The 25,919-nt window shown below is 66.9% G+C and carries 24 protein-coding genes and 1 tRNA gene; 15 read left to right on the plus strand and 10 right to left on the minus strand.

The genetic code is table 11. The features are described 5' to 3' along the window. Positions 1-146: 146 nt before the first annotated feature. Together BMX16_RS01785 and BMX16_RS01790 are read left to right on the plus strand one after the other, a co-directional pair. A complete protein-coding gene (locus BMX16_RS01785) occupies positions 147-1,277 on the plus strand; it encodes a polysaccharide biosynthesis/export family protein (RefSeq protein ID WP_245731211.1) in 1,131 nt (376 codons plus the stop codon). A gap of 7 nt (positions 1,278-1,284) precedes the next feature. Beyond that, the gene (locus BMX16_RS01790) at positions 1,285-3,306 is read left to right on the plus strand and encodes a capsular polysaccharide biosynthesis protein (RefSeq protein ID WP_089898025.1); all 2,022 of its coding nucleotides are present in this window, start codon (positions 1,285-1,287) and stop codon (positions 3,304-3,306) included. Between the two features lie 9 nt (positions 3,307-3,315). On the opposite strand, the gene ribD is transcribed toward BMX16_RS01790, so the two are convergent. Both ribD and nrdR read right to left on the minus strand, forming a co-directional pair. After that, complete coding sequence (gene ribD / locus BMX16_RS01795) at positions 3,316-4,413, minus strand: bifunctional diaminohydroxyphosphoribosylaminopyrimidine deaminase/5-amino-6-(5-phosphoribosylamino)uracil reductase RibD (protein WP_089898028.1); 1,098 nt, start codon at positions 4,411-4,413, stop codon at positions 3,316-3,318. Beyond that, positions 4,410-4,877, minus strand: coding sequence for a transcriptional regulator NrdR (nrdR, locus tag BMX16_RS01800; RefSeq protein ID WP_089898030.1), 468 nt, complete (start codon positions 4,875-4,877; stop codon positions 4,410-4,412). Before nrdR ends, ribD begins: the two co-directional genes overlap by 4 nt. Before the next feature lie 202 nt (positions 4,878-5,079). Between nrdR and BMX16_RS01805 the strand changes: the two genes are divergently transcribed. Together BMX16_RS01805 and yghX are read left to right on the plus strand one after the other, a co-directional pair. Further along, positions 5,080-5,763, plus strand: a complete 684-nt coding sequence (locus BMX16_RS01805; RefSeq protein ID WP_089898032.1) for an SDR family oxidoreductase — start codon at positions 5,080-5,082, stop codon at positions 5,761-5,763. A 301-nt stretch (positions 5,764-6,064) separates the two neighbouring features. Further along, a complete protein-coding gene (gene yghX / locus BMX16_RS01810; protein ID WP_089898034.1) occupies positions 6,065-6,952 on the plus strand; it encodes a YghX family hydrolase in 888 nt (295 codons plus the stop codon). A gap of 57 nt (positions 6,953-7,009) precedes the next feature. Here the strand turns inward: yghX and BMX16_RS01815 are convergent, their stop codons facing one another. The 5 genes from BMX16_RS01815 to BMX16_RS01835 all read right to left on the minus strand — a co-directional run bounded on the left by BMX16_RS01815 (position 7,010) and on the right by BMX16_RS01835 (position 12,695). Then, positions 7,010-7,297, minus strand: a complete 288-nt coding sequence (locus BMX16_RS01815; RefSeq protein ID WP_089898036.1) for an HlyU family transcriptional regulator — start codon at positions 7,295-7,297, stop codon at positions 7,010-7,012. A 13-nt stretch (positions 7,298-7,310) separates the two neighbouring features. Continuing rightward, positions 7,311-9,290, minus strand: a complete 1,980-nt coding sequence (gene rpoD, locus BMX16_RS01820) for an RNA polymerase sigma factor RpoD (protein WP_089898038.1) — start codon at positions 9,288-9,290, stop codon at positions 7,311-7,313. 291 nt (positions 9,291-9,581) lie between these two features. Further along, the gene (gene dnaG, locus BMX16_RS01825) at positions 9,582-11,549 is read right to left on the minus strand and encodes a DNA primase (RefSeq protein WP_089898041.1); all 1,968 of its coding nucleotides are present in this window, start codon (positions 11,547-11,549) and stop codon (positions 9,582-9,584) included. 217 nt (positions 11,550-11,766) lie between these two features. Beyond that, complete coding sequence (locus BMX16_RS01830) at positions 11,767-12,285, minus strand: PaaI family thioesterase (RefSeq protein WP_089898043.1); 519 nt, start codon at positions 12,283-12,285, stop codon at positions 11,767-11,769. After that, positions 12,282-12,695: a PaaI family thioesterase gene (locus BMX16_RS01835; protein WP_245731220.1), complete on the minus strand. Its 414-nt coding sequence runs from the start codon at positions 12,693-12,695 to the stop codon at positions 12,282-12,284. The genes BMX16_RS01830 and BMX16_RS01835 overlap by 4 nt, the downstream gene beginning before the upstream one ends. Positions 12,696-12,927: 232 nt before the next feature. Here BMX16_RS01835 and BMX16_RS01840 point away from each other — a divergent pair, with 232 nt between their 5' ends. The 9 genes from BMX16_RS01840 to BMX16_RS01880 all read left to right on the plus strand — a co-directional run bounded on the left by BMX16_RS01840 (position 12,928) and on the right by BMX16_RS01880 (position 22,155). Continuing rightward, on the plus strand, positions 12,928-14,109 hold the full coding sequence (locus BMX16_RS01840) for a putative manganese transporter (protein WP_089898048.1): 1,182 nt from the start codon (positions 12,928-12,930) through the stop codon (positions 14,107-14,109). Positions 14,110-14,184: 75 nt separating this feature from the next. Then, a complete protein-coding gene (locus tag BMX16_RS01845) occupies positions 14,185-14,553 on the plus strand; it encodes a MerR family transcriptional regulator (RefSeq protein WP_089898050.1) in 369 nt (122 codons plus the stop codon). Positions 14,554-14,815: 262 nt separating this feature from the next. Continuing rightward, the gene (locus BMX16_RS01850; RefSeq protein WP_245731221.1) at positions 14,816-15,202 is read left to right on the plus strand and encodes a MerR family transcriptional regulator; all 387 of its coding nucleotides are present in this window, start codon (positions 14,816-14,818) and stop codon (positions 15,200-15,202) included. 53 nt (positions 15,203-15,255) lie between these two features. Then, positions 15,256-17,031, plus strand: a complete 1,776-nt coding sequence (locus tag BMX16_RS01855; RefSeq protein WP_089898067.1) for an acyl-CoA dehydrogenase C-terminal domain-containing protein — start codon at positions 15,256-15,258, stop codon at positions 17,029-17,031. Positions 17,032-17,101: 70 nt separating this feature from the next. After that, on the plus strand, positions 17,102-17,314 hold the full coding sequence (locus BMX16_RS01860; protein WP_089898069.1) for a hypothetical protein: 213 nt from the start codon (positions 17,102-17,104) through the stop codon (positions 17,312-17,314). Between the two features lie 291 nt (positions 17,315-17,605). Then, positions 17,606-18,238: a glutathione S-transferase family protein gene (locus tag BMX16_RS01865; protein WP_089898071.1), complete on the plus strand. Its 633-nt coding sequence runs from the start codon at positions 17,606-17,608 to the stop codon at positions 18,236-18,238. A gap of 27 nt (positions 18,239-18,265) precedes the next feature. Beyond that, positions 18,266-19,477: an acetyl-CoA C-acetyltransferase gene (locus tag BMX16_RS01870; protein WP_089898073.1), complete on the plus strand. Its 1,212-nt coding sequence runs from the start codon at positions 18,266-18,268 to the stop codon at positions 19,475-19,477. A gap of 3 nt (positions 19,478-19,480) precedes the next feature. Further along, positions 19,481-19,954 (plus strand): hypothetical protein, encoded by a 474-nt coding sequence (locus tag BMX16_RS01875; protein ID WP_089898075.1) that lies wholly within the window; start codon positions 19,481-19,483, stop codon positions 19,952-19,954. Next, positions 19,951-22,155 carry a 3-hydroxyacyl-CoA dehydrogenase NAD-binding domain-containing protein gene (locus BMX16_RS01880; RefSeq protein ID WP_089898077.1) on the plus strand — a complete coding sequence of 735 codons (2,205 nt, stop codon included), beginning with the start codon at positions 19,951-19,953 and terminating at the stop codon, positions 22,153-22,155. Before BMX16_RS01875 ends, BMX16_RS01880 begins: the two co-directional genes overlap by 4 nt. A gap of 241 nt (positions 22,156-22,396) precedes the next feature. Here the strand turns inward: BMX16_RS01880 and BMX16_RS01885 are convergent. Continuing rightward, positions 22,397-22,472, minus strand: a tRNA-Thr gene (locus tag BMX16_RS01885). Positions 22,473-22,541: 69 nt separating this feature from the next. After that, complete coding sequence (locus BMX16_RS01890; protein ID WP_245731212.1) at positions 22,542-24,140, minus strand: ABC transporter permease; 1,599 nt, start codon at positions 24,138-24,140, stop codon at positions 22,542-22,544. A 159-nt stretch (positions 24,141-24,299) separates the two neighbouring features. On the opposite strand from BMX16_RS01890, the gene BMX16_RS01895 reads away from it, so the two are divergent. Then, a complete protein-coding gene (locus BMX16_RS01895; RefSeq protein ID WP_089898339.1) occupies positions 24,300-25,175 on the plus strand; it encodes a hypothetical protein in 876 nt (291 codons plus the stop codon). A 67-nt stretch (positions 25,176-25,242) separates the two neighbouring features. Here the strand turns inward: BMX16_RS01895 and BMX16_RS01900 are convergent, their stop codons facing one another. Continuing rightward, positions 25,243-25,503: a DUF2312 domain-containing protein gene (locus tag BMX16_RS01900; protein WP_089898079.1), complete on the minus strand. Its 261-nt coding sequence runs from the start codon at positions 25,501-25,503 to the stop codon at positions 25,243-25,245. A 124-nt stretch (positions 25,504-25,627) separates the two neighbouring features. On the opposite strand from BMX16_RS01900, the gene BMX16_RS01905 reads away from it, so the two are divergent. Continuing rightward, positions 25,628-25,843: a hypothetical protein gene (locus BMX16_RS01905; RefSeq protein WP_089898081.1), complete on the plus strand. Its 216-nt coding sequence runs from the start codon at positions 25,628-25,630 to the stop codon at positions 25,841-25,843. Positions 25,844-25,919: the final 76 nt, after the last annotated feature.

A 25,919-nucleotide genomic window follows, 5' to 3' on the forward strand; every position in this document is an offset into this window, starting at 1 on the left:
CGCCGCACGACGCGACAAGTCGGCAACACTGCGCCGACCCTGCCCCCGCCCGGTAGCCTGCGGAACTATCTTTTCCTGACGTCCTGTCATAGCTTCGCACAAAAGACGACCGAGGCAGAACAAGAACAGGTCGAGGAGACCGAGCAGTGCTTTACCCGACATTGCGCCCGATCCGGGGTGCGACCCTGTTGCTGACGGCAGGCCTGCTGGCCGCCTGTGCCCTGCCACGCGTGGGGCCGAACAAATCCGAAATCTTCGCAGGCTCGGTCCTGCGTGAAGGCGACGCCTTCGTGCTGACCGTGGACGACCGCGTGAACGCCATCGCTGCGGTGGCTCCGGCGCTGGGGTTCAGCGCCGGGTTCCTCAACGCCGGAGAGCTGGGGGCGGACACGATCCGCGCCGGCGACACGCTGGGCCTGACGATCTTCGAGAACGTGGACGACGGCCTGCTGGTGCCCACCGGCGCCAACGCGACCGCGATCGAGGAGGTGCAGGTGGATGCGCAGGGGTTCATCTTCGTCCCCTATGCGGGCCGCGTGCGCGCCGAGGGCAACAGCCCGGAGGCATTGCGCCGCGTCATCACCGAACGGCTGGCCGAACAGACGCCGGACCCGCAGGTCGCGATCAACCGTCTGGCGGGCGACGGTGCCACCGTGTCGGTGCAGGGTGCCGTGACGGCGCAGGGCGTCTATCCCATCGAACGCCCGACCCGCTCGTTGATCCCGATGCTGGCCGCCGCCGGCGGCGTGGCAGTGGAGCCCGATATCGCCCGCGTCACCATCCAGCGCGGCGACCAGCGCGCCGAGGTGTTCTATGACGACCTCTTTGCAAGTGCCGCCAACGACATCGCACTGCGCGACGGCGATGCCATCGTGGTGAAATCCGACAGCCGCACCTTTACCGCGCTGGGGGCCACCGGCGCACAGGACCGCATCACGTTCGAAAGCCGGACCATTTCTGCGATCGAGGCGCTGGCGCAGGTCGGCGGGTTGTCGTCCACCGCAGCCGACCCCACCGGCGTCTTCGTGTTCCGCAACGAGCCCGAGGAGATCGCGGAGCAGCTGGTCGGTCAGGACGTGACCGGCCCGCAGCGCGTCGTCTATGTCCTCGACCTCACGCGGCCCAACGGCATGTTCATGGCCCGCGACTTTGCCATCCGCGACGGCGACACCGTCTATGTGACCGAAGCGCCCTTCGTGCAGTTCAACAAGACCATCGCCGCGCTGACCGGATCGCTGAGCGCCGCCAACGGCGTGCAAGACGCCACCGGCCTCTGACGCCGCCATGACAGCCCCGTTGCCAGACGCCGCCGCAGGGACACCCCTGCGGCGGCTTTTCGTGTACAACGGCGGCTTCCTGACGCAGACGACCGTGCGGCGCATCCTGTCGCTGGCGGGCTGGGACATCCGGCTGGGCCTGCCCGGACCCGACGACGCCGTGGGCGTCTGGGGCCATTCCCCCACCGCCCCCCGCGGCGAGGCGGTGGCACGTCACAAGAATGCGCCCGTCGTGCGGATCGAGGATGCATTCCTCCGTTCCGTCCTGCCGGGGCGCGACGGGGAACCGCCACTGGGACTGGTGATCGACCGGCGCGGGATGCACTACGACCCCACCCGGCCCAGCGATCTGGAATGTATCCTGCGGGACGATCCGCTGGACGACACCGCCGTGCTGAACCGCGCCCGCGCCGCGATGGCCGACATCGCGCGGCTGCATCTGTCGAAATACAACGCGACCGACCCGGATCTGCCGGTGCCGGACCCCGGCTATGTGCTGGTGATCGACCAGACGCGGGGCGATGCCGCCGTCACCGCCAGCCGCTGCGATGCCAACACGTTCAAGGAGATGCTGTTTCTGGCGCGGACCGAACACCCCGCCGCCCGCATCGTCATCAAAGCCCACCCGGAAACCGCGGCGGGCCACCGGGCGGGCTATTACGACGCGACCGCCTGCGACGATCCCCGTATCACCCTGCTGGACGCACCCGTGTCGCCCCACGCGCTGCTGGCCGGGGCGGTCGCGGTCTATACCGTGTCATCGCAACTGGGGTTCGAGGCGATCATGGCCGGACACAGGCCGGTCGTGATGGGCCAGCCGTTCTACATGGGGTGGGGACTGACCGACGACCGGATGCCGCTGGACCGCCGCCAGCGCCGTCTGACGCGGGCGCAGCTGTTTGCGGGGGCGATGATCCTCTATCCCGTCTGGTTCGATCCGTACCGCGACGCCCTGTGCGGGATCGAGGACGTGATCGCCATCCTTTCCGCCCAATCCCGCGCATGGCGTGACGATCGGCGCGGTTGGATGGGCTACAGGATCAGCATGTGGAAGCGCGGCCCCCTGCAGCAGGTCTTCGGCCGCCACGTGCCGATGCGCTTCGCCCGCAAGGGCGGACAGCAGACCGACACCCGGCGCGCGATGATCTGGGCCAGCAAGGCACCGCCGGACTGCGACATGGTGCGGATCGAGGACGGGTTCCTGCGCTCGCGCGGGTTGGGTGCCGATCTGGTCGCCCCCCTGTCGCTGGTGCTGGACGATCTGGGCATCTACTACGACCCGACGCGGCCCAGTCGGCTGGAGCAGCTCATCACCGAAGCCTGCACCTTGCCCGCAGGCCCCCGCGCGCGGGCCGACCGCCTGGTCGCGCACCTGCAACGCGCGCGGCTGTCGAAATACAACGTGGGCGGCACCGATCCGCTGCGCGGCCTGCCGGTGGGGCGGCGCATCCTGGTGCCCGGTCAGGTGGCGGACGATGCGTCGGTGCGGCTGGGGGCTGGTGACGTGGCGGACAACGCCGCACTGCTACGCACGGCGCGGGCGGCCAATCCCGCCGCCGTGATCCTGTTCAAGCCGCACCCGGATGTGGAGGCGGGTCTGCGCGACGGTGCCGTGCCTGACGCGCTGACCCATGCGGATGCGGTGCTGACGGACATGGATGCAGTCACCGCACTGGATCTGGTGGACGAGGTCTGGACCATGACCAGCACCATCGGCTTCGAGGCGCTGCTCCGGGGCAAGCGCGTGACCTGTCTCGGCACGCCGTTCTATGCGGGCTGGGGGCTGACGGACGACCGCGCGATGCCGCTGGCCCGGCGCGCGGCGCGGCCCGACCTCGCGGCGCTGGTTCATGCGGTGCTGATCGACTATCCGCGCTATCACGACCCCGTGACAGGCCTGCCCTGCCCGGTCGAGGTGGTGGTGGACCGGCTGGCGGACGGCGACCTGCCCGCCATGGGCCGGGCGAACCGCCTGCTGGCCAAGGCACAGGGGGTGATGGCGTCGCAGGCGTGGATCTGGCGGCGCTGAGGCGGTGGTCTAGAGCGGCCGCCAGACCTGCATCACGTCGGCCCCCACAGGTGACACATGGTCCAGCCGGAACCGGGGGGCCTGCGCCAGATCCGTGACGCCCAGCCCCGCCAGCGACGGCAGACCGTCCGCACCGATCGCCACACCGGCCTGAAACAGCACCAATTCGTCGACCAGATGCGCCTGCAACAGGGCTGCGGCCAGATGCCCGCCGCCTTCGCACAGCACGCGGGTGATGCCACGGGCGGCAAGCGCGCGCAGGGCCGACAACGGATCGACGCGGTTGTGCGCGATTTCGCATTCAATCGGCACGACACCGACCCGCGCCCATTCGCGGGTGTCCGCATCAGGGCCGTGGCACAGCCAGACCGGCTGGTCGCGGGCGGTCTGCACCAGTCGGCTGTTGATCGGCAAGTTCAGGTCGCGCGACAGCACCACACGCACCGGCTGGCGCACGTCACCCAGATCGCGCACGTCCAGCATGGGGTCATCCGCCCGCGCGGTGCCCGCCCCCACCATCACCGCATCGTGCCGCGCCCGCAGCGCATGGACCGCGTGCCGCGCCGCATGACCGGTGATCCAGCGGCTTTCGCCGCTGGCCGTGGCGATGCGACCGTCGAGGCTGCTGGCGAGCTTCAGCGTCACCCACGGGCGGCCCTTGGTGATGCGCGCGAGGAAACCTGCATGATCCGCTTCGGCCACGCGGCGCAGGCAGCCCACATCGACCGCGATCCCCGCCGCCTGCAGACGCGCGATGCCCTGCCCCGCCGTGCGCGGGTCGGGATCGCCCGCGGCCACGACCACGCGTACAACGCCAGCCGCGATCAGCGCATCGGCGCAGGGCGGCGTCTGGCCGGTGTGGGCGCAGGGTTCCAGCGTGACATAGACGGTGGCCCCGCGCGCCGCATCGCCCGCCTGATCCAGCGCCACCCGTTCCGCATGGGGCCTCCCGCTGGTCTGGGTATGACCGCGACCGACGACCACATCGCCCTGCACGATCACGCAGCCCACCGCCGGATTGGGCCAGACCTGCCCCATGCCGCGCCGACCCAGCGCCAGCGCCAGCGTCATCCAGCGGGTGTCGCGGTCATGGCCCTGACCGGTCATGCGTCTGATTTGTTGTTCGGGCGCAGGTCGGTCATGAACTTTTCGAAATCGTCGGCGGCCTGGAAATTCTTGTAGACGCTGGCAAAGCGCACGTAGGCCACCGTGTCGATCCGCGCGAGGCTTTCCATCACGATCTCACCGATGGTGCCAGACGGGATGTCGGTGTCGCCAAGGCTTTCGAGGCGGCGCACGATGCCGGAAATCATCTGATCCATCCGCTCCGGCTCTACCGGGCGTTTCTGCAGGGCGATGCGGATCGAGCGTTCCAGCTTGTCGCGGTCGAACTCTTCGCGGCGACCATTCGATTTGATGACCACGAGGTCACGCAGCTGAACCCGTTCGTAGGTGGTGAAACGACCGCCGCAAGCCGGGCAGAAGCGCCGCCTGCGGATCGCCACGTGATCCTCTGCGGGACGCGAGTCCTTGACCTGGGTATCGACGTTTCCGCAAAAGGGGCACCGCATGGCCGATCCTTATCTCTGTCCCTGCCCTGGGGTTCGATCCCCAGTGATCCACAGCGACTATAGGCGGGCCGCTAGGGTTTGGGTAGGGCCGCCGGGTGCCCCCCCGCATCTGCCATCGCCTGGGTGAGTCTTTTGTGCACAAGGCACGCGGACCCCATCGTGACCCGCCGCGTTAAGTCTGCACACAGAATTGGAGAAAGCCGTGACCGACACCCCACAAAAGACCCTGTTCATCACCGGCGCATCGAGCGGCATCGGTGAGGCGACGGCCCGTGCCGCCGTCGCATCGGGTTGGCGCGTCGGTCTGTTCGCCCGCCGCCGCGACAAGCTGGAGGGGCTGGCGCAGGAGCTGGGCGACGCGGCGCTGGTGCTGACCGGCGACGTGACCGATTACGACGATCAGGTCGCCGCGCTGGACCGACTGGCGCAACATTTCGGCAGGGTCCATGCGGCCTTTGCGAACGCAGGCCGGGGTGCCGCCAAGGGTGGCGTGGGCGGTGGCGACGTCGACGACTGGCAGGGCCTGATCGACCTGAACGTCGTGGGTCTGCTCAAGACGGCAAAGGCCGCCCTGCCCCATCTGGAAAAGACGCGCGGGCATATGGTCCTGACCGGATCGGCTGCGGGGCGCGTCCATCTGTCGGGCTCGATCTATGGCGCGACCAAGTGGTTCGTGCACGGTTTTGCGGGAAACCTTGCGGAGGAGATGAAAGGCTGGGGCGGACGCTGCACGGTGATCGCACCCGGCATGGTGAACACGCCGTTCTTCGACGAGGCCAAGCCCGACAAACTGCAGCCCGCAGATGTGGCGGGTGCCGTGATGATGGCGCTGAATGCCGCCGACAGTGCGGACGTGCGCGAAGTGTTCCTGATGCCGCGGGGCTGATGGGACCGGTCGCGGGGCCGGTGCCTGCACGGGAAGCCGTCACGGGGGCCAGCCCCCGCACCCCCGGGATATTTGTGACCAGAAGAATGAAGGACGGGGCACGCGCAGCAAGCCAGCGGTGACCTATGAACGCGGCGATGGCCAAAGAAGGCGGTCGACGTCGCCCGATCGGTTCGGGCGCGGTCACGCGGTGATCAGGTTTGCGTGAAAGGGCGTGCCGCAGGCTGGTGCGGCGGGACGCCGTTGTTACGCTGCGGCGTGCGGGGGCATCCTTCCTCGTCGCTGACAGGAGGGACGCGCGATGACGCGACTGACGGCCAAGGATTTCGAGCCCAAGCTGCTGGAGCTTTACGACTTTTATGCCCACGGAATGATCACGAAACGGCAGTTCCTCGACGGGGCGGCAAAGTTCGCCGTGGGCGGCCTGACCGCCGCCGGCATCCTCGGGTTGATGGCCCCGAACTATGCCCTTGCAGAGCAGGTGTCGTTCAACGACGAAAGCATCACACCGGAATACATCATGTATCCGTCGCCGAACGGACATGGCGAGGTGCGTGGCTACCTCGTGCGGCCTGCAGGCGTCGCGGGGCCGCTGCCCGCCATCGTCGTGGTGCACGAGAACCGCGGTCTGAACCCCTATATCGAGGATGTTGCCCGGCGGCTGGCCAAGGCCGGTTTCATGGCGCTGGCTCCCGACGGGCTGACGTCCGTGGGCGGCTATCCGGGCAACGACACCGAAGGGCGCGATCTGCAGTCCAGCGTCGATCCGGAAAAGCTGATGAACGATTTCTTTGCCGCCGTGGAGTTCATGATGGCGCATGAGGGATCGACGGGGAACGTCGGCATCACCGGGTTCTGTTACGGCGGCGGTGTCGCCAACGCGGCGGCGGTCGCCTATCCGGAACTCAAGGCCGCCGTACCCTATTACGGTCGTCAGGCGGATACGGCGGACGTGCCCGCGATTCAGGCGCCGCTGCTGATCCATTACGCGGAACTGGACGAGCGGGTGAACGAAGGCTGGCCCGCCTTTGAGGCGGCGTTACAGGAGAACGGCAAGACCTATGAGGCGCACATCTATCCGGGTGTGAACCACGGGTTCCACAACGACAGCACCCCGCGCTACGATCAGGCGGCGGCGGAGCTGTCGTGGGAGCGGACGCTGACGCATTTCAGGACGCATCTGGTGTGAGACGACACGGGGCGGACCTGCAAGGTCCGCCCCATTCGATTTCCGTCGTTCAGGCGATCAGCGGAACAGGGCGTCGCCCTGTTCGTCGATCATCTGCCGGGCCTTGGCGATGCTGGCGGACATCGCCTCGTCCCGGTCGGCCATCGTGTCGGCGCGGATCAGGTGATGCGACCGCGACACGCCGTCGATGTCCTTGGCGATATGCGCCGCGATCCGGTGCACCGATCCCTCGCGGATCGGGTCCGGCGTGATGCGAAAACCGTTGTGGAGCACCGGCTCTACAGTCGTATTACCACCGGTGTCGGCGTCGTCGCGACCACCTAAAAGGCGTGACCAGAGCGACATCGGCAATCCTCCCTTACTGATCCAGGAACGAACGCAGCTTACGCGACCGGCTGGGGTGCTTGAGCTTGCGCAGCGCCTTCGCCTCGATCTGGCGGATGCGTTCGCGCGTGACGCTGAACTGCTGACCCACCTCTTCCAGCGTGTGGTCGGTGTTCATGCCGATGCCGAAACGCATCCGAAGCACGCGCTCCTCGCGCGGGGTGAGGCTGGCCAGCACGCGGGTCGTGGTTTCCTTCAGGTTTTCCTGAATGGCGCTGTCCAGCGGCAGGATCGCGTTCTTGTCCTCGATGAAGTCGCCAAGCTGGCTGTCCTCCTCGTCGCCGATCGGCGTTTCCAAGCTAATCGGTTCCTTGGCGATCTTCATCACCTTGCGGACCTTCTCGAGCGGCATCTGCAGCTTTTCGGCCAGCTCCTCCGGCGTCGGTTCGCGGCCGATCTCGTGCAGCATCTGGCGACCGGTGCGCACCAGCTTGTTGATCGTCTCGATCATGTGGACCGGGATGCGGATGGTGCGAGCCTGATCGGCGATGCTGCGGGTGATCGCCTGACGGATCCACCACGTCGCATAAGTGCTGAACTTGTAGCCGCGGCGATACTCGAACTTGTCCACGGCCTTCATCAGGCCAATGTTGCCTTCCTGAATGAGATCAAGGAACTGCAACCCGCGGTTGGTGTATTTCTTGGCGATCGAGATGACGAGGCGGAGGTTGGCCTCGACCATTTCCTTCTTGGCCTGACGGGCCTCCTTCTCGCCCTTCTGGACCTGGGACACGATGCGGCGGAATTCGGTGATGTCGACGCCGACATACTGGCCGACCTGCGCCATGTCGCCGCGCAGCTCCTCGATCTTGTCGGTGGACCGTTCGACCAGCGCCTGCCAGCCGCGACCTGCGCGGGCGGCGATTTCTTCCAGCCAGTTGGGGTCGAGCTCGCGGCCCCGGTAGGCGTCGATGAATTCGCGGCGGTTGATGCGGGCCTGATCCGCCAGCTTCACCATCGCGGAGTCGATCTGCATGATCCGGCGGTTGATGCCGTAAAGCTGGTCGATCAGTGCTTCGATGCGGTTGTTGTGCAGGTGAAGCGAATTCACCAGCTCCACGATCTCGGACCGCAGGGTCTGATAGGTCTCTTCCTCGGCGGTGGAAAAACTCCTGTCCTCGTTCAGCGTGGCGGACATACGCGCGTCCTGCATCTCGGACAGCTTGCCGAAGTCGCGGGCGATGATTTCCAGCGTCTCGAGCACGCGCGGCTTCAGCGCGGCTTCCATCGCCGCAAGGCTCATGTTGGCCTGCTCGTCGTCCTCGTCGTCGTCATCCTTTGCGATGGGGTTGCCATCGGCATCCAGATCGCTGCTGTCGTCATCATCGCGCGGGCCGGCATCGCCGGCACCGGTCACGACGGCCACCTCGCTGTCGTCGTCGCCCAGCTGGTTGCCGAACGTCGTCTCGAGGTCGATCACGTCGCGTAGCAGGATGTCCTCGGACAACAGTTCGTCGCGCCAGATCGTGATGGCCTGAAAGGTCAGCGGGCTTTCGCACAGCCCGAGGATCATGGTGTTGCGACCGGCCTCGATGCGCTTGGCGATGGCGATCTCGCCTTCGCGCGACAGCAACTCGACGCTGCCCATCTCGCGCAGGTACATCCGCACGGGATCGTCGGTCCGGTCGAGCTTTTCAGCCTCGGCCCCGCCCAGCACCACGTCGCGGCCGCCCTGGACGGTGGCGATGTCGGTCGACCCGCCTGGCTCTTCGCTTTCCTCTGATTCTTCCTGTTCGGTGACCTGGATGCCCATTTCCGACAGCATCGACATCACGTCCTCGATCTGGTCGGAACTGACCTGATCGGGCGGCAGAACGGCGTTCAACTGGTCATAGGTGATGTAGCCGCGCTCGCGCGCGTCGGCGATCATCTTCTTGACGGCGGCCTGGCTCATGTCGAGGCTGATGTCGCCGTCTGAATCGTCCTTGCGGTCGTCGTTGTCCTTGGCGGCCATGGATCAAAGCTCCTCGTCGTGGCAGTCAGTCGGGGCGGTCAGTCGTCGGCAGGTCGGTCTTGGGTTGGTGGATCGTCGATAGGCGTGGTCTCGGTCGGCGCGGCGGCAGACGGTCGGGTCATGACGGACAGGTAAGGCCCGTCACCGATTCGGTTGGAACGAATCAACGCGCAGTGCGGTCGATTCGCAACCGGGAAAGGCTGATTTTCAGGGCCGATGTTGCACGTCTCCCCGCACTTGCCCCGGATCGGCGCAAATCGCAAGCAGCAACGCCAGCACCATTCCGCCCCTTCACTTAGGATCGCGGGGGCGTTTTGCAATCTGGATGGCGTCGAATACCGACCGGGCATGTTCCACCTCGGACTTGTCCATGCCGAAGCCGTTGTCGGCCACGACGATCTCGGCGTTGTCCTCGCCGCCGATGCGGGTAGACTGCGCTACGGCGCGCACCGCCTGCCCCAGCCGCCACGTCAGCCCCTCGTCGGCAGCGTCCACGTCCTCGACCGCCTCCGACACCTCGCGCGGCAGCGCGCGGGCGGCGGTCAGCTTTGCGAAACTCTCGGCCAGGCAGCGGCGGGCGAAATCGACGTCGCCGGGTTTGCGCAGACCCGATGTCAGCGCCACGTCGGGCTGCGACAGCAGGGCCGCCGTCGCGTCGGGGCCAAGGCAGTCGGCCAGATGGACGGTCATGTCCGCGTCTTCGGCACAGCGCAGGATCGCATCCCGCAGGCGGGCGTGACCTGCGTCGGTGCAATCCATCGTCTCGAGGGGGGCGAGGAAGTCGCGCAGCACCGCCGGCGTGGCGATCAGCGTGGCGAGGATCACCGCCTCGCGCATGTGGCTCTCGTCCGCGGCGCCCGCGCCCAGCGCCGAGCGCTTGTTGCTGGCGACGGGGGCCATGTCGCGTTCCCACGGTTGCTGGCGCGGATTCCATGCCGCGCGCGGGGTGAACGGTTTGCCAGACTTCGGCGCGCGCCGGGAGCGGAACAGGTCCCAGCGCAGCTCCTTCAGCGCCTCGTCGTAGTGGCGGCGGATCGCAGGGTCCTTGATCGTCAGGGTGCGGTCGAACAGCGCCTTTTCCAGCGCTGCACGGCGTTCCGGGCTGTCGAAGACGCGGTCTTCCGTCTCTCGCTGCCACAGCAGCTGCACCATCGGCTGGGCCGCATCGACGATGTCCTGCATCGCCTGACGGCCCAACTTCTTGATGACGTCGTCGGGGTCCAGACCCGCCGGCATCACCGCAAAGCGCAAGCTTTGCCCCGCCTGCAACAGCGGCAAGGCCAGATCGACGACCCGCAGGGCGGCGCGCAGGCCCGCCGTGTCGCCGTCCAGCGCGATGATCGGTTCCGGCGAGATGCGCCACAGCATGTGCAGGTGGTGTTCGGTCACGGCGGTGCCGAGGGGGGCCACGGCGGCCCCGAACCCGGCCTCTGACAGCGCGATGACGTCCATGTAGCCTTCGGCGACGATCAGCGGCTGCCCCTTGCCCGCCGCCGTGCGCGCGGACTGGACGTTGTAGAGGGTGCGCGATTTGTCGAAGAGCGGCGTTTCCGGCGAGTTGTAGTATTTCGCCGGGGCCTGCGCGTCCATCGCGCGACCGCCGAAGGCGATGGCACGCCCGCGCGCGTCGCGGATCGGGAACATGATGCGGCCCCGGAACCGGTCATAGGGCGCACCGCCCCGGTCGCTGAGGGCTGCCAGCCCCGCCTCGATCACCTGCGCCTGCGGCACGCCCTTGGCGGTCAGCGCAGCCAGCACGCCGCCCCGGTCGGGGGCAAAGCCGATGTCCCAGCGCGCGATGGCCTCCACGCTCAGCCCGCGACGGGTCAGGTAGTCGCGGGCGGCGGCGGCGGCGGCGGTGTTCAGGTTCAGCCGGAAATGCTGTACCGCCTGTTCCATAACATCGGTCAGCGCGGCACGGGTGTCGGTCTGCGCCTGCGCGCGCGGATCGCGGGCGGGCATCGGCAGGCCCGCCTCGGTCGCGAGGATCTGGACCGCCTCCATGAATCCCACGTTCTCGGTCTCCTGCACGAAGGAGATGGCGTCGCCCTTGGCGTGGCAGCCGAAGCAGTAATAGAACCCCTTGCGGTCATCGACGTGAAAGCTGGGGGACTTTTCCTGGTGAAACGGGCACGGCGCCCACATGTCGCCCTTGCCTTGATTGGACTTCTTGGCATCCCAGATGACCTTGCGCCCGACGACCTGCGACAGCGACAGGCGGGTGCGCAATTCGTCGATGAAACCGGGGGGCAATGACATGGGCGTAGTATCGCGGCTGGGCAGGCGGGAGTCGAGAGGGTGCCGGGGATGACGCTGGTGCTGCATGGGGGCCAGCCCCCCGGCTGCGCCGTCCCCCGGGATATTTTTGACCAGAAGAATGCGGACGGGCGTCTTGGGTTCAGGTCGGTGTCGGGCGCCAAACGGCGCGGGGTTCAGGGCCGGCTTGGGGCGGGGGCCGCCGTGGATGGTCCGGCGATCAATCCTCGCGCAGCGGCATCAGGAAATGGCCGGTGGCCTGCGCGAACAGGCGTGCGCGGTTGTCCTGCCACGCCTCTACATGGACCGAGGCATAGCGGCGGCCGGAGCGGTTCACGCGGGCGCGGGCATAGGCGTCGCGCGGCAGGCCGGATCGCAGGTAGTCGATGTTGAAGTCGATGGTCTTGGGCAGGCGGCGCAGGGGGGCGGCGGCCGTTTCGGTTGCGGCGGGCGTCGTGCCACCGGCCTCCATGTCCTCCCAGATCATGACCCAGCTCAGTTCGACGATGGCCGCCACTTCGAGGAAGGCGGCGGTGACGCCGCCGTGCAGCGCGGGGATCGCGGGGTTGCCGATCAACATGTCCGCGTATGGCAGCACCGCCGTCAGCTCATCGCCATGACGCTCGAACCGGATGCCGAGGAACCGGATGTAGGGCACACCCGCGACGAGGCGCTGCAGCGTCGTGTCGCGGCGCTGCTTGACCACCTGCACGGGTTCGGGGGGGCGACGGGGGGTCATGTCGCCGTTCCTGTCGCCGGCCGCGACGCTGCGGGGCGTTCGACGGTGAACGCGCCCGTGGCACTGGCGACGGGGCGCGCGGTGTCGTCGTCGAGTGCCACGGCCCGCACGAAGGCGACCGACCTGGTCACGTGATAGCAGGTGGCGCGGGCGGTGATCGTCTGGCCGGGGGTGGCGGGGCGCATGTAGTCGATGCGCAGGTCGATGGTCGCCGTGCCCATGCCCGCCGCCGGGTGCACCATGACGGCCGCCCCGCAGCAGGTGTCCATCAGCGCCGACACGGCACCGCCATGGATCACCCCCGTCTCGGGATCGCCGACGAGGCGGTCGTCGTAGGGCATGGTGATGGTCGCCTCGCCCTCGCCCACCTCGGTCAGGGTCATCGAGAGCGCCGCCGCATGGGGGATCATCGCGATGAACTGTCCCGCCGCCCGCAGGCGACGGTCCGCCTGGCGGCGATCGTCCTGCCCGGAGGCGATGAGCCGGGGATCGAGTGGCACCTGTGGGGCATCGGTCATGGCGGGGGCCTTTCGCTGGTCGCGGCCAAATTGGCACTTGCGAAGGCGGGCGCAACCCCTATGTTCCGCTTTGAGAATAAGTCGCAACTGCAAACAGCCGCATCTGAAAGTGGTCCACACCGACATGCCTGCCACATCGGCCATCGCCACGCCTTCGGGTCCGAATTCACCTTCCGACACAGCGCAGGCACCGGGCTGGCGGCGCCGCACGATCGGCCCGTTCCGGTTGCCGCGTCTGATCGTGGCGCTGTCGCTGCTGGCGCTGGCACTGGCACCGGGATCGCTGGGGGCATTGACGCGCGGCCTGATGACCGACGCCTTCGTGCAGGTGTCGGCCTTCGTCGCGGCGACGCTGATCCTGTTCTACGGCGCCGAGCGGGTCTTCCGCTTCAACATCGGCGACACGCTGAGCAATGCCCGCGGCTGGCAGGTGCCGATGGCGGCGCTGCTTGGTGTGACGCCCGGTTGCGGTGGCGCGGTGATGGTCGTCGCAGCCTACAGTTCCGGCCACGTGCGGTTCGGCGCGGTGGTGGCGACGCTGACGGCGACCATGGGCGATGCGGCCTTCCTGCTGATCGCCACGCGGCCCGACGCGGCGCTGGTGGTGCTGCCGTTGTCCTTCGTCGCGGGCATCGTCAGCGGCTGGATCGTCGATGCCCTGCCCGGTCACGACCGCCCGGCGCGCAAGGTCGGCACCGGCGCGCTGGCCCCCCTGATCGGGCGTACCCGCTTGCAGGACATCGCTTACGGACTGTTCGCCCTGCCCGGTCTGGTGATCGGCGTCACGCAGGTGATGGGCGGCGACGTTGCGGCAATCTTTGGCCCACTGCTGCCCATCGTGGGCCTTGGCGGCACGGCGGTCGGCCTGTTCATCTGGTCGACCTCGCGCCTGCAGGCCATGACCAACGACCGCGACGCGCCCGTCACGCGCATGGCCGAGGAGACCGCCTTCATCTCGGTCTGGGTGATCTGGGCCTATCTCGGCTACGATTACCTCGTCGCCTACGGCGGCTTCGATCTGGAGGCCGTGTTCAGCGCGGTGGGTCCGCTGTTGCCGCTGATGGGCGTGCTGGTGGGCCTCGTGCCGGGGTGCGGGCCGCAGGTGCTGGTGACGACCCTGTATGTCGGCGGCGTGATTCCGTTCGCGGCCCTGATGGGCAACGCGATTTCGAACGACGGGGATGCGCTGTTTCCGGCCATCGCACTGGACCCGGGGGCCGCGATGCGGGCCACCATCTATACCACGGTGCCGGCGCTGATCCTGGCCTACGGGTTCCACTGGCTCGCCCCGGGCTTCATGAACTAACGCGACGCTGAACCGACGCTGGCCGATTGCCCTGCCCCGGACGCACCGCTAGGCTATGGATCAAAGGAGCATTCCATGCCCGACAGCCGACTGTCCTTCAAGGAGATGTGCACGCGTTTCGACGTCACGCCGCGGACCCTGCGCTATTACGAATACATCGAGCTGCTGACGCCAGAGCGCGAAGGGCGTGCGCGGTTCTATGGGGCCCGCGAACTGGCGCGGATGACCCTCATCTTGCGCGGACGCCGCTTCGGCTTTGCGCTGGAGGATATCCGTCAGTGGCTGCTGATCTACGAGAAGGAAGGCACCACCGCCCAGATGCAGGCCTGGGTCACGATGGCCGACCGCCAGATGGCGGAACTGGCCGAACAGCGCCGCCAGCTCGACGAGACGATGGCCGAGTTGCAGCGTCTGCGCGACGAGACGGCCGCCACGCTGGGCTGACGCCGCGTCAGATGTTGCGCAGCGCGGCCCGCATCTTGCGTGACCTTTCGTCAGCGGTTTTCTGACGTGACGTTATGTTTACGTTAACGTCAACGTTCGTTGTATGATCCGGATATAGCGCCGATCTGGTGTCCATGACCGCCAGACGGAGAACGAAACGATGACGACCCAAGACACACACCAGCACGCATCCGGCCAGACCAAATCGGATCAGACCAAATCGGGCCAGACCAAACACAGCCAGACGAAGGCCGCCGACACCATGAACATCCGCGAGATGTGCGATGCCTTCGACGTGACGCCGCGCACCCTGCGCTTCTACGAGGCCAAGGAACTGCTGTTCCCGATCCGCGAGGGCCAGCGCCGCCTGTTCACCCGGTCCGACCGGGCGCGGTTGAAGCTGATCCTGCGCGGCAAGCGCTTCGGCTTCAGCCTCGAGGAGATCCGGCAACTGCTGGACCTCTATGCAATGGGCGACGGGCAGTTGACGCAACTGAGCCAGTCGCATGCGCTGGCCGAAAAGCACCTGGCCTACATGCTGGCCCAGCGGGCGGAGCTGGACGAGGCCATCGCGGAGCTGAAGGCTCAGATGGACTGGGGTGCAGCCAAACTGAAAGAGATCGCGGCGCAACGCAACAGCGCCGCCTGACACCACAACGCGCAGACCCCTGCGCCCTGCAGACACGCCAAGGGAGTGACACCATGCCAAGCTATACCGCCCCGCTGAAGGACTATCAGTTCGTGCTGCACGACGTGCTGCAGGTGTCCCAGCAGGACATCCCCGGTTTCGCGGACCTCGACCGCGACTTCACATCCGCCGTGCTGGAGGAGGTGGGCAAGCTGTCGTCCAACGTGCTGCAGCCGCTGAACGCGGTGGGCGATATCGAGGGCTGCCATCTGGAAAACGGCGTGGTACGCACGCCCACGGGCTTCAAGGCGGCCTTCGATCAGGTCCGCGAAGGCGGCTGGACCGCGCTCGACGCGGAAGAGCAGTATGGCGGCCAGGGCCTGCCCTACGTCATGCACACGGCGGCGAACGAGCCCATGGTCAGCGCCAACATGGCGTTCAACATGTATCAGGGTCTGACCCACGGTGCCTATTCCGCGATCCTCGCCCACGGGTCGGACGCGCAGAAGGACATGTTCCTGCCCAAGCTCGCGTCCTGCGAATGGACCGGCACGATGAACCTGACGGAACCGCATTGCGGCACCGATCTGGGCCTGATGCGCACCAAGGCGGTGCCGCAGGACGACGGCCCTTACCGCGTCACGGGACAGAAGATCTTCATCTCGGCCGGTGACCACGATCTGGCGGACAACATCATCCATCTGGTGCTGGCCAAGATCCCCGGCGGCCCGGACGGCATCAAGGGCGTCTCGCTCTTCATCGTGCCCAAGTTCATCGTGAAGGACGACGGCACCCTGGGCGATCGCAACGGCGTCAGCGTCGGCAAGATCGAAGAGAAGATGGGGATCCACGGCAACTCCACCTGCGTCATGAACTACGACGAGGCCGTGGGTTACCTGATCGGCGAGGCGCACAAGGGGATGCGCGCGATGTTCGTCATGATGAACGAGGCGCGTCTGGGCGTGGGCCTGCAGGGCTATTCGCAGTCCGAAGTCGCGTATCAGAACGCCGTGGCCTATGCCAACGACCGCCTGCAGGGCCGTGCCGTGACCGGCGCTCAGAACCCCGCAGGGCCCGCCGACCCATTGATCGTGCACCCGGACATCCGCCGCAACCTGATGGACCAGAAGTCCTTCAACGAAGGCGCGCGGGCCTTCACGTTCTGGGGCGCGATGCTGCTGGATAAGGCACACAAGACCGGCGACAAGGATGCCGAAGGTCTGGTGTCGCTGATGACGCCCGTCATCAAGGGCTTCCTGACCGACAAGGGCTTCGAGTATGCCACCGCCGCCCAGCAGGTCTACGGCGGCCACGGCTATATCGAGGAATGGGGCATGTCCCAGTTCGCCCGGGACGCCCGGATCGCCATGATCTACGAAGGCGCCAACGGCGTGCAGGCGCTCGACCTCGTGGGCCGCAAGCTGGCGTTGGACGGCGGCAAGCACCTGATGGGCTTCTTCGAGATGATCAAGACCTTCATCAAGGACAACGAGGGCAACGAGGGTCTCGAGAAGGACTTCCTCGACCCCCTGAAGGCCGCGAGCAAGGACATGCAGGCGGCGGCGATGTACTTCATGGGGTCCATGAAGAACCCGAACAATGCGCTGTCGGGATCCTACGACTTCATGCACCTGATGGGGCATGTGTGTCTGGGCTACATGTGGGCCCGCAGCGCCAAGGCCGCGATGGCGGCTTTGGAGGGCAATGCCGCCGACACCGCGTTCTACGAGACCAAGATCGCGACCGGGCGCTACTACATGGCGCGGCAACTGCCGGCGACGGCGTTGCATCTGGCGCGCATCAACACCGGCGCCGGGACGGTGATGGCACTGGACGCCGCGCAGTTCTGAGACGGGTGGCGGCGGGGTCCGCCCCGCCCTACCCTCTCGCAGGACACGATGAGGCCAAGGAGATTCCGCGATGCCCAAACGCCTGCGCCTGACCCGCCGTTTTCCGGTCGCCATGACCGAGGACGGCTACCGCCGCCTCAAGAAATTCGCCCGCGATGCCGGACTGGACGAAGGCGAGGCGCTGTCGTTCCTGTTCGAGAACTTCGACTCTGTGCTGGATCAGGACACGTTCGGCCACCGGTTGCGGTTGTTCAATGCCGAACTGGAGGCGCGCAAGACGTGATGGTGGGATGGGCCGGGATGGCGGGACGCCTCCCGCGGGGGAGTATTTCCCAAAAAGCGAGGACATCCAATGTGGCCCGATCCGCAGAGAGTTCCCCAACCCCGTCGGGAGAGGCGCAGCACGACGGACCGGGTCCTCGCTTTTTACGGTCATCGGCTCTCCAGCTTGTACCGTGACACCATTTTGCCGCGACGCGGTTAACGGCTGGTAAAGCAGGCCAGGTCCTGTCCTCGCTTTTTCAGAAATACTCAAAACATCGCGCCGCAGGCGCGACCGACCGAGAGGACCGACATGACGATCCAGCTCTATTGCTTCGGCGAAAGCGGCAATGCCTACAAAGCGGCGCTGACCATGACGCTGGCGGGGGTCGCGTGGACGCCGGTCTTCGTCGACTTCTTCAACGGTGGCACGCGGACGCCCGCGTTCCGGTCGCTCAACGTCATGGGCGAGGTGCCGGTGATGGTGGATGGTGATCTTGTCATCTCCCAGTCGGCGGTCATTCAGGACTACATCACGTCCAAGACCAGCAAGCTGGGGGGCCGCAGCGCCGACCAGCGGCGCGAGATCCTGCGCTGGATGTTCTTCGACAACCACAAGGTCAGCGGCGTGGCCGGGACGTTGCGGTTCAACACCAACTTCCTGCCCGAGGACAAGCGCAACGCGGACGTGAACGCCTTTCTTCTGATGCGGCTGAAGTCGGCGCTGAAGGTGATGGAGGTGCACTTGACGGGCCGCGACTGGCTCGCGGGCGACGCCCTGACCGTCGCGGACATCGCCTGCTGCGGCTATCTGTTCTACACCGAGCCCTTCGGCTTCGACCGCGCGGAATTTCCCCATGTGGACGCGTGGCTGGACCGCATCGCGGCCACGCCCGGCTGGGCCCACCCCTATGACCTGATGCCGCGGGCCCTGCCCGCCGCCTGACCCGACCTGACCAGAAGGACCAGATCCATGACCGAAGCCTATATCTATGACGCCGTGCGCACCCCCCGCGGCAAGGGCCGCGCCGACGGTGCCCTGCACGAGGTGACCTCCGCCCGCCTATCAGCAGGCATCCTGAACGCGCTGAAAGAGCGCAACGACCTGCAGGGCCACGCGGTCGAGGATGTGATCTGGGGCAACGTCACGCAGGTCGGCGAACAGGGCGGCTGCCTCGCGCGGACGGCCGTGCTCGCCTCCGACCTCGACCAGTCGATCCCGGGGCTTGCGATCAACCGCTTTTGCGCATCCGGCATGGAGGCGGTGAACCTCGCCGCCAACCAGATCCGCGGCGGGGCGGGACAAGCCTATATCGCCGGCGGGGTCGAGATGATGGGCCGTGTCGCCATGGGCAGCGACGGGGCGGCGATCGCCGTGGACCCCAGCATCGCCATGGACACCTATTTCGTGCCACAGGGCATCTCGGCCGACATCATCGCCACCGAATACGGCTTCACCCGCGACGACGCGGATGCGCTGGCGGTGGAATCCCAGCGGCGCGCCAAAGCGGCCTGGGACGATGGCCGTTTTGAGAGGTCCATTGTCCCCGTACGCGACATGAACGGTCTGACCATCCTCGGCCATGACGAGTTCATGCGCCCCGGCACCGACATGCAGAGCCTCGGCGCGCTGAAGGCCAGCTTCAAGGACATGGGCGAGACGATGCCCGGTTTCGACAAGGTGGCGCTGATGAAGTATCCCCACCTCGAGCGGATCAACCACATCCACCACGCGGGCAACTCCTCGGGTATCGTGGACGGGTCCGCAGGCGTGCTGATCGGGTCCAAAGAGTGGGGCGAGGCCATGGGCCTGAAGCCCCGCGCCGTGATCCGCGCCACCGCCAAGATCGGCACCGATCCCACGATCATGCTGACCGGGCCGGTGCCGGTGACGGAAAAGATCCTTGCCGACAGCGGCATGAGCATCTCGGACATCGACCTGTTCGAAGTGAACGAGGCCTTCGCCTCGGTCGTTCTGCGCTTCATGCAGCGGTTTGACGTGGACGCGGACAAGGTCAACGTGAACGGCGGGTCCATCGCCATGGGCCACCCGCTGGGTGCCACCGGGGCGATCATCATCGGCACGCTCCTGGACGAGCTGGAGCGGACAGGCAAATCCACCGGTCTCGCCACATTGTGCATCGCATCCGGCATGGGTGCGGCCACGATCATCGAACGCGTCTGAAGCATGTCCGCTACGCTTCTGCAGGATTGGCTCGACCGGGTTGCGGCCCTCGTCTTTGCCGACGACTTCGACGGATGGGCCGATACGATGGGCCAGCCGCTGCTGGTGGTCAATCCTGTTGGACGGTCTAGCATCGTCACGCGCGACCAGTTGCGGGACAAGTTCGCGCTGTGGCGGTCGATGTTCGACACTCTCCGGGTCACGCACATGATCCGCACGGCGCACGACAGCGTCGGACTGGACGACGACCGTCTTGCCGGGACCTATTCCACCGACCTGCTGAGCAACGGTCACAGGGTCATGCCGCGGTTCGCATCCACCATCATCCTGACCCGTCAGGACGGCATCTGGCGCGCCACGGAACTCAGCAGCGGCATGGCCCCCACCTATCGCCACCTGATCCATACCGATACACCACCTTCCGCCGCAGGGACGACAGGCCCGGCTGCGACACCGACACAAGGGAGAGACACATGACCGATTTCACCATGGCCACCGGCGCGGATGGCGTCGCCGTAATCACCTGGGACACCATCGGCAAGTCCATGAACGTGATGAGCCAGCAGGGCTTCGCCGATCTGGACGCCCTCGTGGCGCAGGCACTGGACGATGCCGCTGTGAAGGGCATCGTCATCACCTCCGGCAAGGCCGGCAGCTTTGCGGGTGGGATGGACCTGAACATCATCGCCCGGATGCGCGACGACAGCGACGATCCCGCGCAGGGCATCTTCGACGGCGTGATGGCGATGCACGCCGTGCTGCGCCGGATCGAGCGTGCGGGCATGGACCCCAAGACGCTGAAGGGCGGCAAGCCGATCGCCGCCGCCCTGCCCGGCACGGCGCTGGGCATCGGTCTGGAAATTCCGCTGGCCTGTCACCGCATCTTTGCCGCCGACAACGCCCGCGCCAAGATCGGCCTGCCGGAAATCATGGTCGGCATCTTTCCGGGCGCCGGCGGCACCACGCGGATCAGCCGCAAGCTGGGCGCCATGGCGGCCAGTCCGCTGCTGCTGCAGGGCAAGCTGAACGATCCCAAGGCCGCCATGCGCGCGGGCATCGTGGACGAGGTCGTGGCCCCGGAAGAGCTGCTGGACAGAGCCAAGGCCTGGGTGCTGTCCGCAAAGGATGCCGACATCGTGAAGCCGTGGGACCAGAAGGGCTACAAGATGCCCGGCGGTGCCCCCTATCACCCCGCAGGCTTCATGACCTTCGTCGGTGCATCCGCCATGGTGAACGGCAACACGATGGGCGTCTATCCGGCGGCCAAGGCGCTGTTGAGCGCGGTCTATGAAGGCGCGATGGTGCCTTTTGATACCGCGCTGAAGATCGAGGCGCGTTGGTTCACCCATGTGCTGCTGAACCCGTCGTCGTCGGCGATGATCCGCAGCCTGTTCATCAACAAGGAAGCGCTGGAGAAGGGTGCTAACCGTCCCGACGTGCCCGACCAGAAGGTGCGCAAGGTCGGCGTCATCGGCGCCGGCATGATGGGGGCTGGCATCGCGCTGGTGTCGGCCATGGCCGGCATCGCGGTCGTGCTGATCGACGCAAGTCAGGAGTCCGCGGACAAGGGCAAGGCCTACACCGCCGACCACATGGACAAGGGCATCGCGCGCAAGAAGGCCACGCCCGAGAAGAAGGACGAAGTCCTCGCATTGATCGAGGCGACCACCGACTATGCGGCATTGAAGGACTGCGACCTGATCGTGGAGGCGGTGTTCGAGGACATGGGCGTGAAGGCCGACGTGACGAAGAAGGTGCAGGCCGTCACCGGCCCCAACTGCATCTTCGCCACCAACACCTCGACCCTGCCAATCACGGAACTGGCCGCTGCCGCCAATGACGCGGAAAAGTTCATCGGCATCCACTTCTTCAGCCCCGTGGACAAGATGAACCTGGTGGAAATCATCCGCGGCAAGGGCACCGGCGATGTCGCAGTGGCCAAGGCGCTGGATTTCGTGCGCCAGATCCGCAAGACGCCGATCGTGGTGAACGATGCGCGGTTCTTCTACGCGAACCGTTGCATCATCCCCTACATCAACGAAGGCATCCGCATGGTCGCCGAGGGCGTCAGCCCCGTGCTGATCGAGAATGCGGCCAAGCTGGTCGGCATGCCCTTGGGCCCGCTGCAATTGGTGGACGAGACCAGCATCGACCTTGGCGTGAAGATCGCCAAGGCCACCAAGGCCGCGATGGGCGACGCCTATCCGGACGGTGCGGTGGACGATGTGCTGTTCGCCATGGCCGACCAAGGCCGCATGGGTCGCAAGTCGAAGTCGGGCTTCTACGCCTATGACGACGCGGGCAAGCGGCTGGGCCTGTGGGAGGAGTTGGCGACGCAATACCCGGTGGCGGACGACCAGCCCGATCTGGTGACCGTGCAGCACCGCCTGCTCTTCGCACAGGTGCTGGAGGCGGTGCGCGCGCTGGAGGATGGCGTGCTGACCGATATCCGCGAAGGCGACGTGGGCGCGATCCTCGGCTGGGGCTTCGCCCCGTGGTCGGGCGGCCCGTTCAGCTGGCTCGACATCATCGGCGCCCCCTATGCGGCGGAACAATGCGACCAGTTGCAGGCGGCCTATGGCGACCGCTTCGCCTGCCCCGCCCTGCTGCGCGAGATGGCCGACAAGGGGCAAAGCTTCTACGGCCGCTTCGGTCAGGGTGCCGCCAAGGCAGCCTGAGGCTTTCCCCGAGTTGATCCAACAGGCCCGGCTCCCGTGATCGGGGCCGGGCCTTTTGCTGCGCGGACGGCCAGCTTTGTGCCGGATGCGGGCTGAGCGCGACGGCAAAGAGCGCGATCTTTGGCCGCCCGGGAACGGCGCTATGGCGAGGAGCAGCACGCGCACCCGCAATACTCGCCCAACGAACGCGTCAAGGCGTGATGCCTCGGTGCCGTATGTCAGTCAGACCGGTGATCAGGAATGGTGCCCCCACACGGACTCGAACCGCGGACCTACTGATTACAAATCAGTTGCTCTACCAGCTGAGCTATAGGGGCACTGGGGGCGGTTTAGCGTGGGTCCGGTGGCCGCACAAGAGGGGTTTGCACGCACCGCGACACGGATCTTCAGCGGTTCGCGCGGGCGAGCAGCAGCACCGCGCACAGACCCACAGCGCAGATCACCAGCGCCGCCGGTGCCGCCTCGGCCAGATTCTCGAGGCTGGCCTTGGCATAGACCCGCGTGGACAGCGTCTCGCGGTTGTAGAGCATCAGGGTCGCGGGCAGTTCCTTGACCGCATCGACGAAGGTCAGCAGCAGCGCGGAGCCGACGCTGGCACGGATCAGCGGCAGGTGCACGGCCCGCAGCACGGCCCCCGGCGACCGGCCCAGCGACCGCGCCGCCATCGGCAGGCTGGCCGGCACCCGGCCAAGGGCCGCATCCGCCGCCCCCTGCGAGATCGCGAAGAACCGCACCACATAGGCCAGCACCAGCACCCCGGCGCTGCCCGTCAGCAGCAGACCCGGATCGGTCCCCGTCACAGCCAGGATCAGATCGGCCAGCCGGTTGTCGAACGCCGCCATCGGCACGAGGATGCCCAGCGCCAGCACCGCCCCCGGTGCGGCATAGCCAATGGCCGACACCGGCAGCAGCAGCTTGGGCAGCCGGTGGCCCGACAGACGTGTGCCATAGACCATGAACACCCCGGCCAGCACCGCGATGGCGGACGCGGTGCCGCAGACGACCAGCGTGCGGACCAGCGCCTGTGCCAGACCGGGTGCGGTCCACTGCGCCGCCGACAGCGCATGGCTGCCCAGCACCGCCACCGGCAGCACGAACCCCACCAGCACCGGCAACGCGCAAACCGCCGTCGCGACCCACGCCCCCGGCCCCGAAAGCTGCGCGGGCGTGACCGGGCGCACGTTGCGGGCCGATCCGGCGAACCGGGCGCTACGACGCGTCGCCCGTTCCAGCCCCACCAGCATCACGATGACCGCAAGGATCACGCAGGCGATCTGCGCAGCCCCACCCAGATTGCCGCCCTGCCGCCAGACCGAGAAGATGCCCGTCGTCAGGGTCTGCACGGCGAAATAGTCCACCGTGCCGAAATCGTTGACCGTCTCCATCATCACGACGGCCGTGCCTGCGACGATGGCAGGCCGCGCCAGCGGCAGGCCGACGCGCCAGAACCGCGCGACCGGCCCGGCCCCCAGCGCGCGCGCCACCTCGAAGCCCGCACCGCTCTGCTCCCGGAACGCCGCGCGGGCCAGCAGATAGACGTAAGGCGTCAGCGCCGCACCGATCACGAGGATCGCCGCACCACGCGTCCGGATCTGCGGGAACCAGTAGTCGCGCGAATCCGCCCAGCCGAAGGTCGCGCGCAGGCCGGTCTGCACCGGCCCCGCATAATCGAGGAAATCGACCAGCGCATAGGCCCCCACATAGGCGGGCACCGCCAGCGGCATCAGCAGCGCCCATTGCAGCCACGCACGCCCCGGAAAGCGGTACATGACGACCAGCCACGCGGTCACGGTGCCGACCACAGCCGTCAGCGCACCGGTGCCCAGCATCATTACCAGCGTGTTGCCCATGTAACGGGGCAGCGTCGTGGACAGCAGATGGGGCCAGATGTTCTCGGTCGGGTTCAGGGCGAACCAGATCACCGCCACGATGGGCGCGATCGTCACGACGGCGACCAGCACGGCACCCGCCGACCACGGGTCCATCCTGACCCCGCGCGGGGGCCGTTGCGGCGGACGCGGCGTGGGTCCGGGGTGCATGATCTGCTGCGACATGGTCCCAGCGGCTAGCGGAAACCGGTTCCACTGTCCATGAATCAAGCTATGCTGTGCGGCGAAACGCCCCTTCCGCGCGACAGGACCACCATGGAAATCGCCTTGCACATCGGTGCCAACTGCACCGATCAGGACATGCTGCTGAAGTCGATCCTCAAGAACGGCGACGTGATGGCGGCGCACAACGTGGGCGCCCCCGGCCCCGGCAAGTATCGCCGCTTGCTGCGCGAGACGATTCAGGTGCTGAACGGCAGCACGCCCGGGCCGGATGCGCGGCAGATCCTGCTCGACTCGATCGTGGGCGACGCCGTGCCGGACCGGCTGGTGCTGAGCAACACCAACTTCATCTGCATCCCCAACCGCATCTTCGAGAACGGATTGTTCTATCCGCAGGCCGAGTTCAAGCTGCGCGGCATGATGCAGCTGTTCCCGCAGGACGAGTTCGACATTTATCTGGCGCTGCGCGATCCGGCGACGTTCCTGCCCGACGCCTATGCGCGGTCCAAGGCCGAAAGCTATGCCGCGTTCCTGCAGGGGCATGATCCGCACAACCTGCAATGGTCCGATCTGGTGCGCCGCATCAGACGCATCGCCCCGCAGGCGGCCCTGACCGTCTGGTGCAACGAGGATACGCCGCTGATCTGGTCCGAACTGGTGCGCGATATCGCGGGCCTCGACCATGACGTAAAGATCACCGGCGGGTTCGACCTGTTGGCCACGATCATGTCGCAGGAGGGGATGGGGCGCCTGCTTGCCTATCTGCGGGCGCATCCGCCGCGTAACGATGCCCACAAGCGGCAGGTCATCGCCGCCTTCCTCGACAAATACGCACGCGATGACGTGGTGGACGAGACGGTGGATCTGCCGGGCATGACGGCGGACGACGTGGCGGACCTGTCGGCGGCCTATGACGAGGATGTGGCCCTGATCGCCGGGATGCCTGACGTGACCTTCGTGGCCCCCTGAGGGGCTGCGCTGACGCACCATCACGCGTCGGGGTGCGCGGCTGCGGCGCACCCGTCACCGCGTTGCGTCAGCTCATGCCGAGGGCGGCGAGATAGATCTCGAGCACGGCCTCTTCCTCGTCCAGATCGTCCTTGTCGCGCTTGCGCATGGCGATGATCTTGCGCAGCACCTTCACGTCGTAGCCACGGCCCTTGGCCTCGGCCATGACTTCCTTCTGCGCTTCGGCGATGTCCTTCTTTTCCGCCTCCAACCGCTCGAATCGTTCGATGAACTGGCGCAGCTCCTCGCCGGCGACGTTATCGGAGGGAAGGCTGGCGGTATCGGACATGGGCGGCTCCTGCGCGGCGGACTAGGGGTCCGTCCTAGCCTGCGGTCCGAATCCTTGCAAGGTCGGATGCCTTGCACGGCGCGCCCCGACACGGTAACGCCGCTACAGCGGTTGGAGGAATGGCATGACGGTTCTGATCTGGGTGGGTGCCGCGATATCGGTGCTGGGGCTGGCCGGCGTGGTCTGGTCCATCGTCGGCGTGGCACGGGCGCGGCGGCAGGGGCTGGACGACGCGGCGCTGCGCGCACGGATCGGCCGGATGATGCCGGTGAACCTCGCCTCGTTCATGTCGGCGATGCTGGGCCTGATGATGGTGCTGGTCGGCGTGATCCTGAGCTGACGCCACCGCACCAGCCGGGTGCATGGACGCGGTGCCAAGCGACTGGACGCAGGTCCCGTGCGCGGCTACCAAGTCG

Origin of the sequence: Loktanella fryxellensis (genome assembly GCF_900110065.1) — a bacterium.
Taxonomy (GTDB): domain Bacteria; phylum Pseudomonadota; class Alphaproteobacteria; order Rhodobacterales; family Rhodobacteraceae; genus Loktanella; species Loktanella fryxellensis.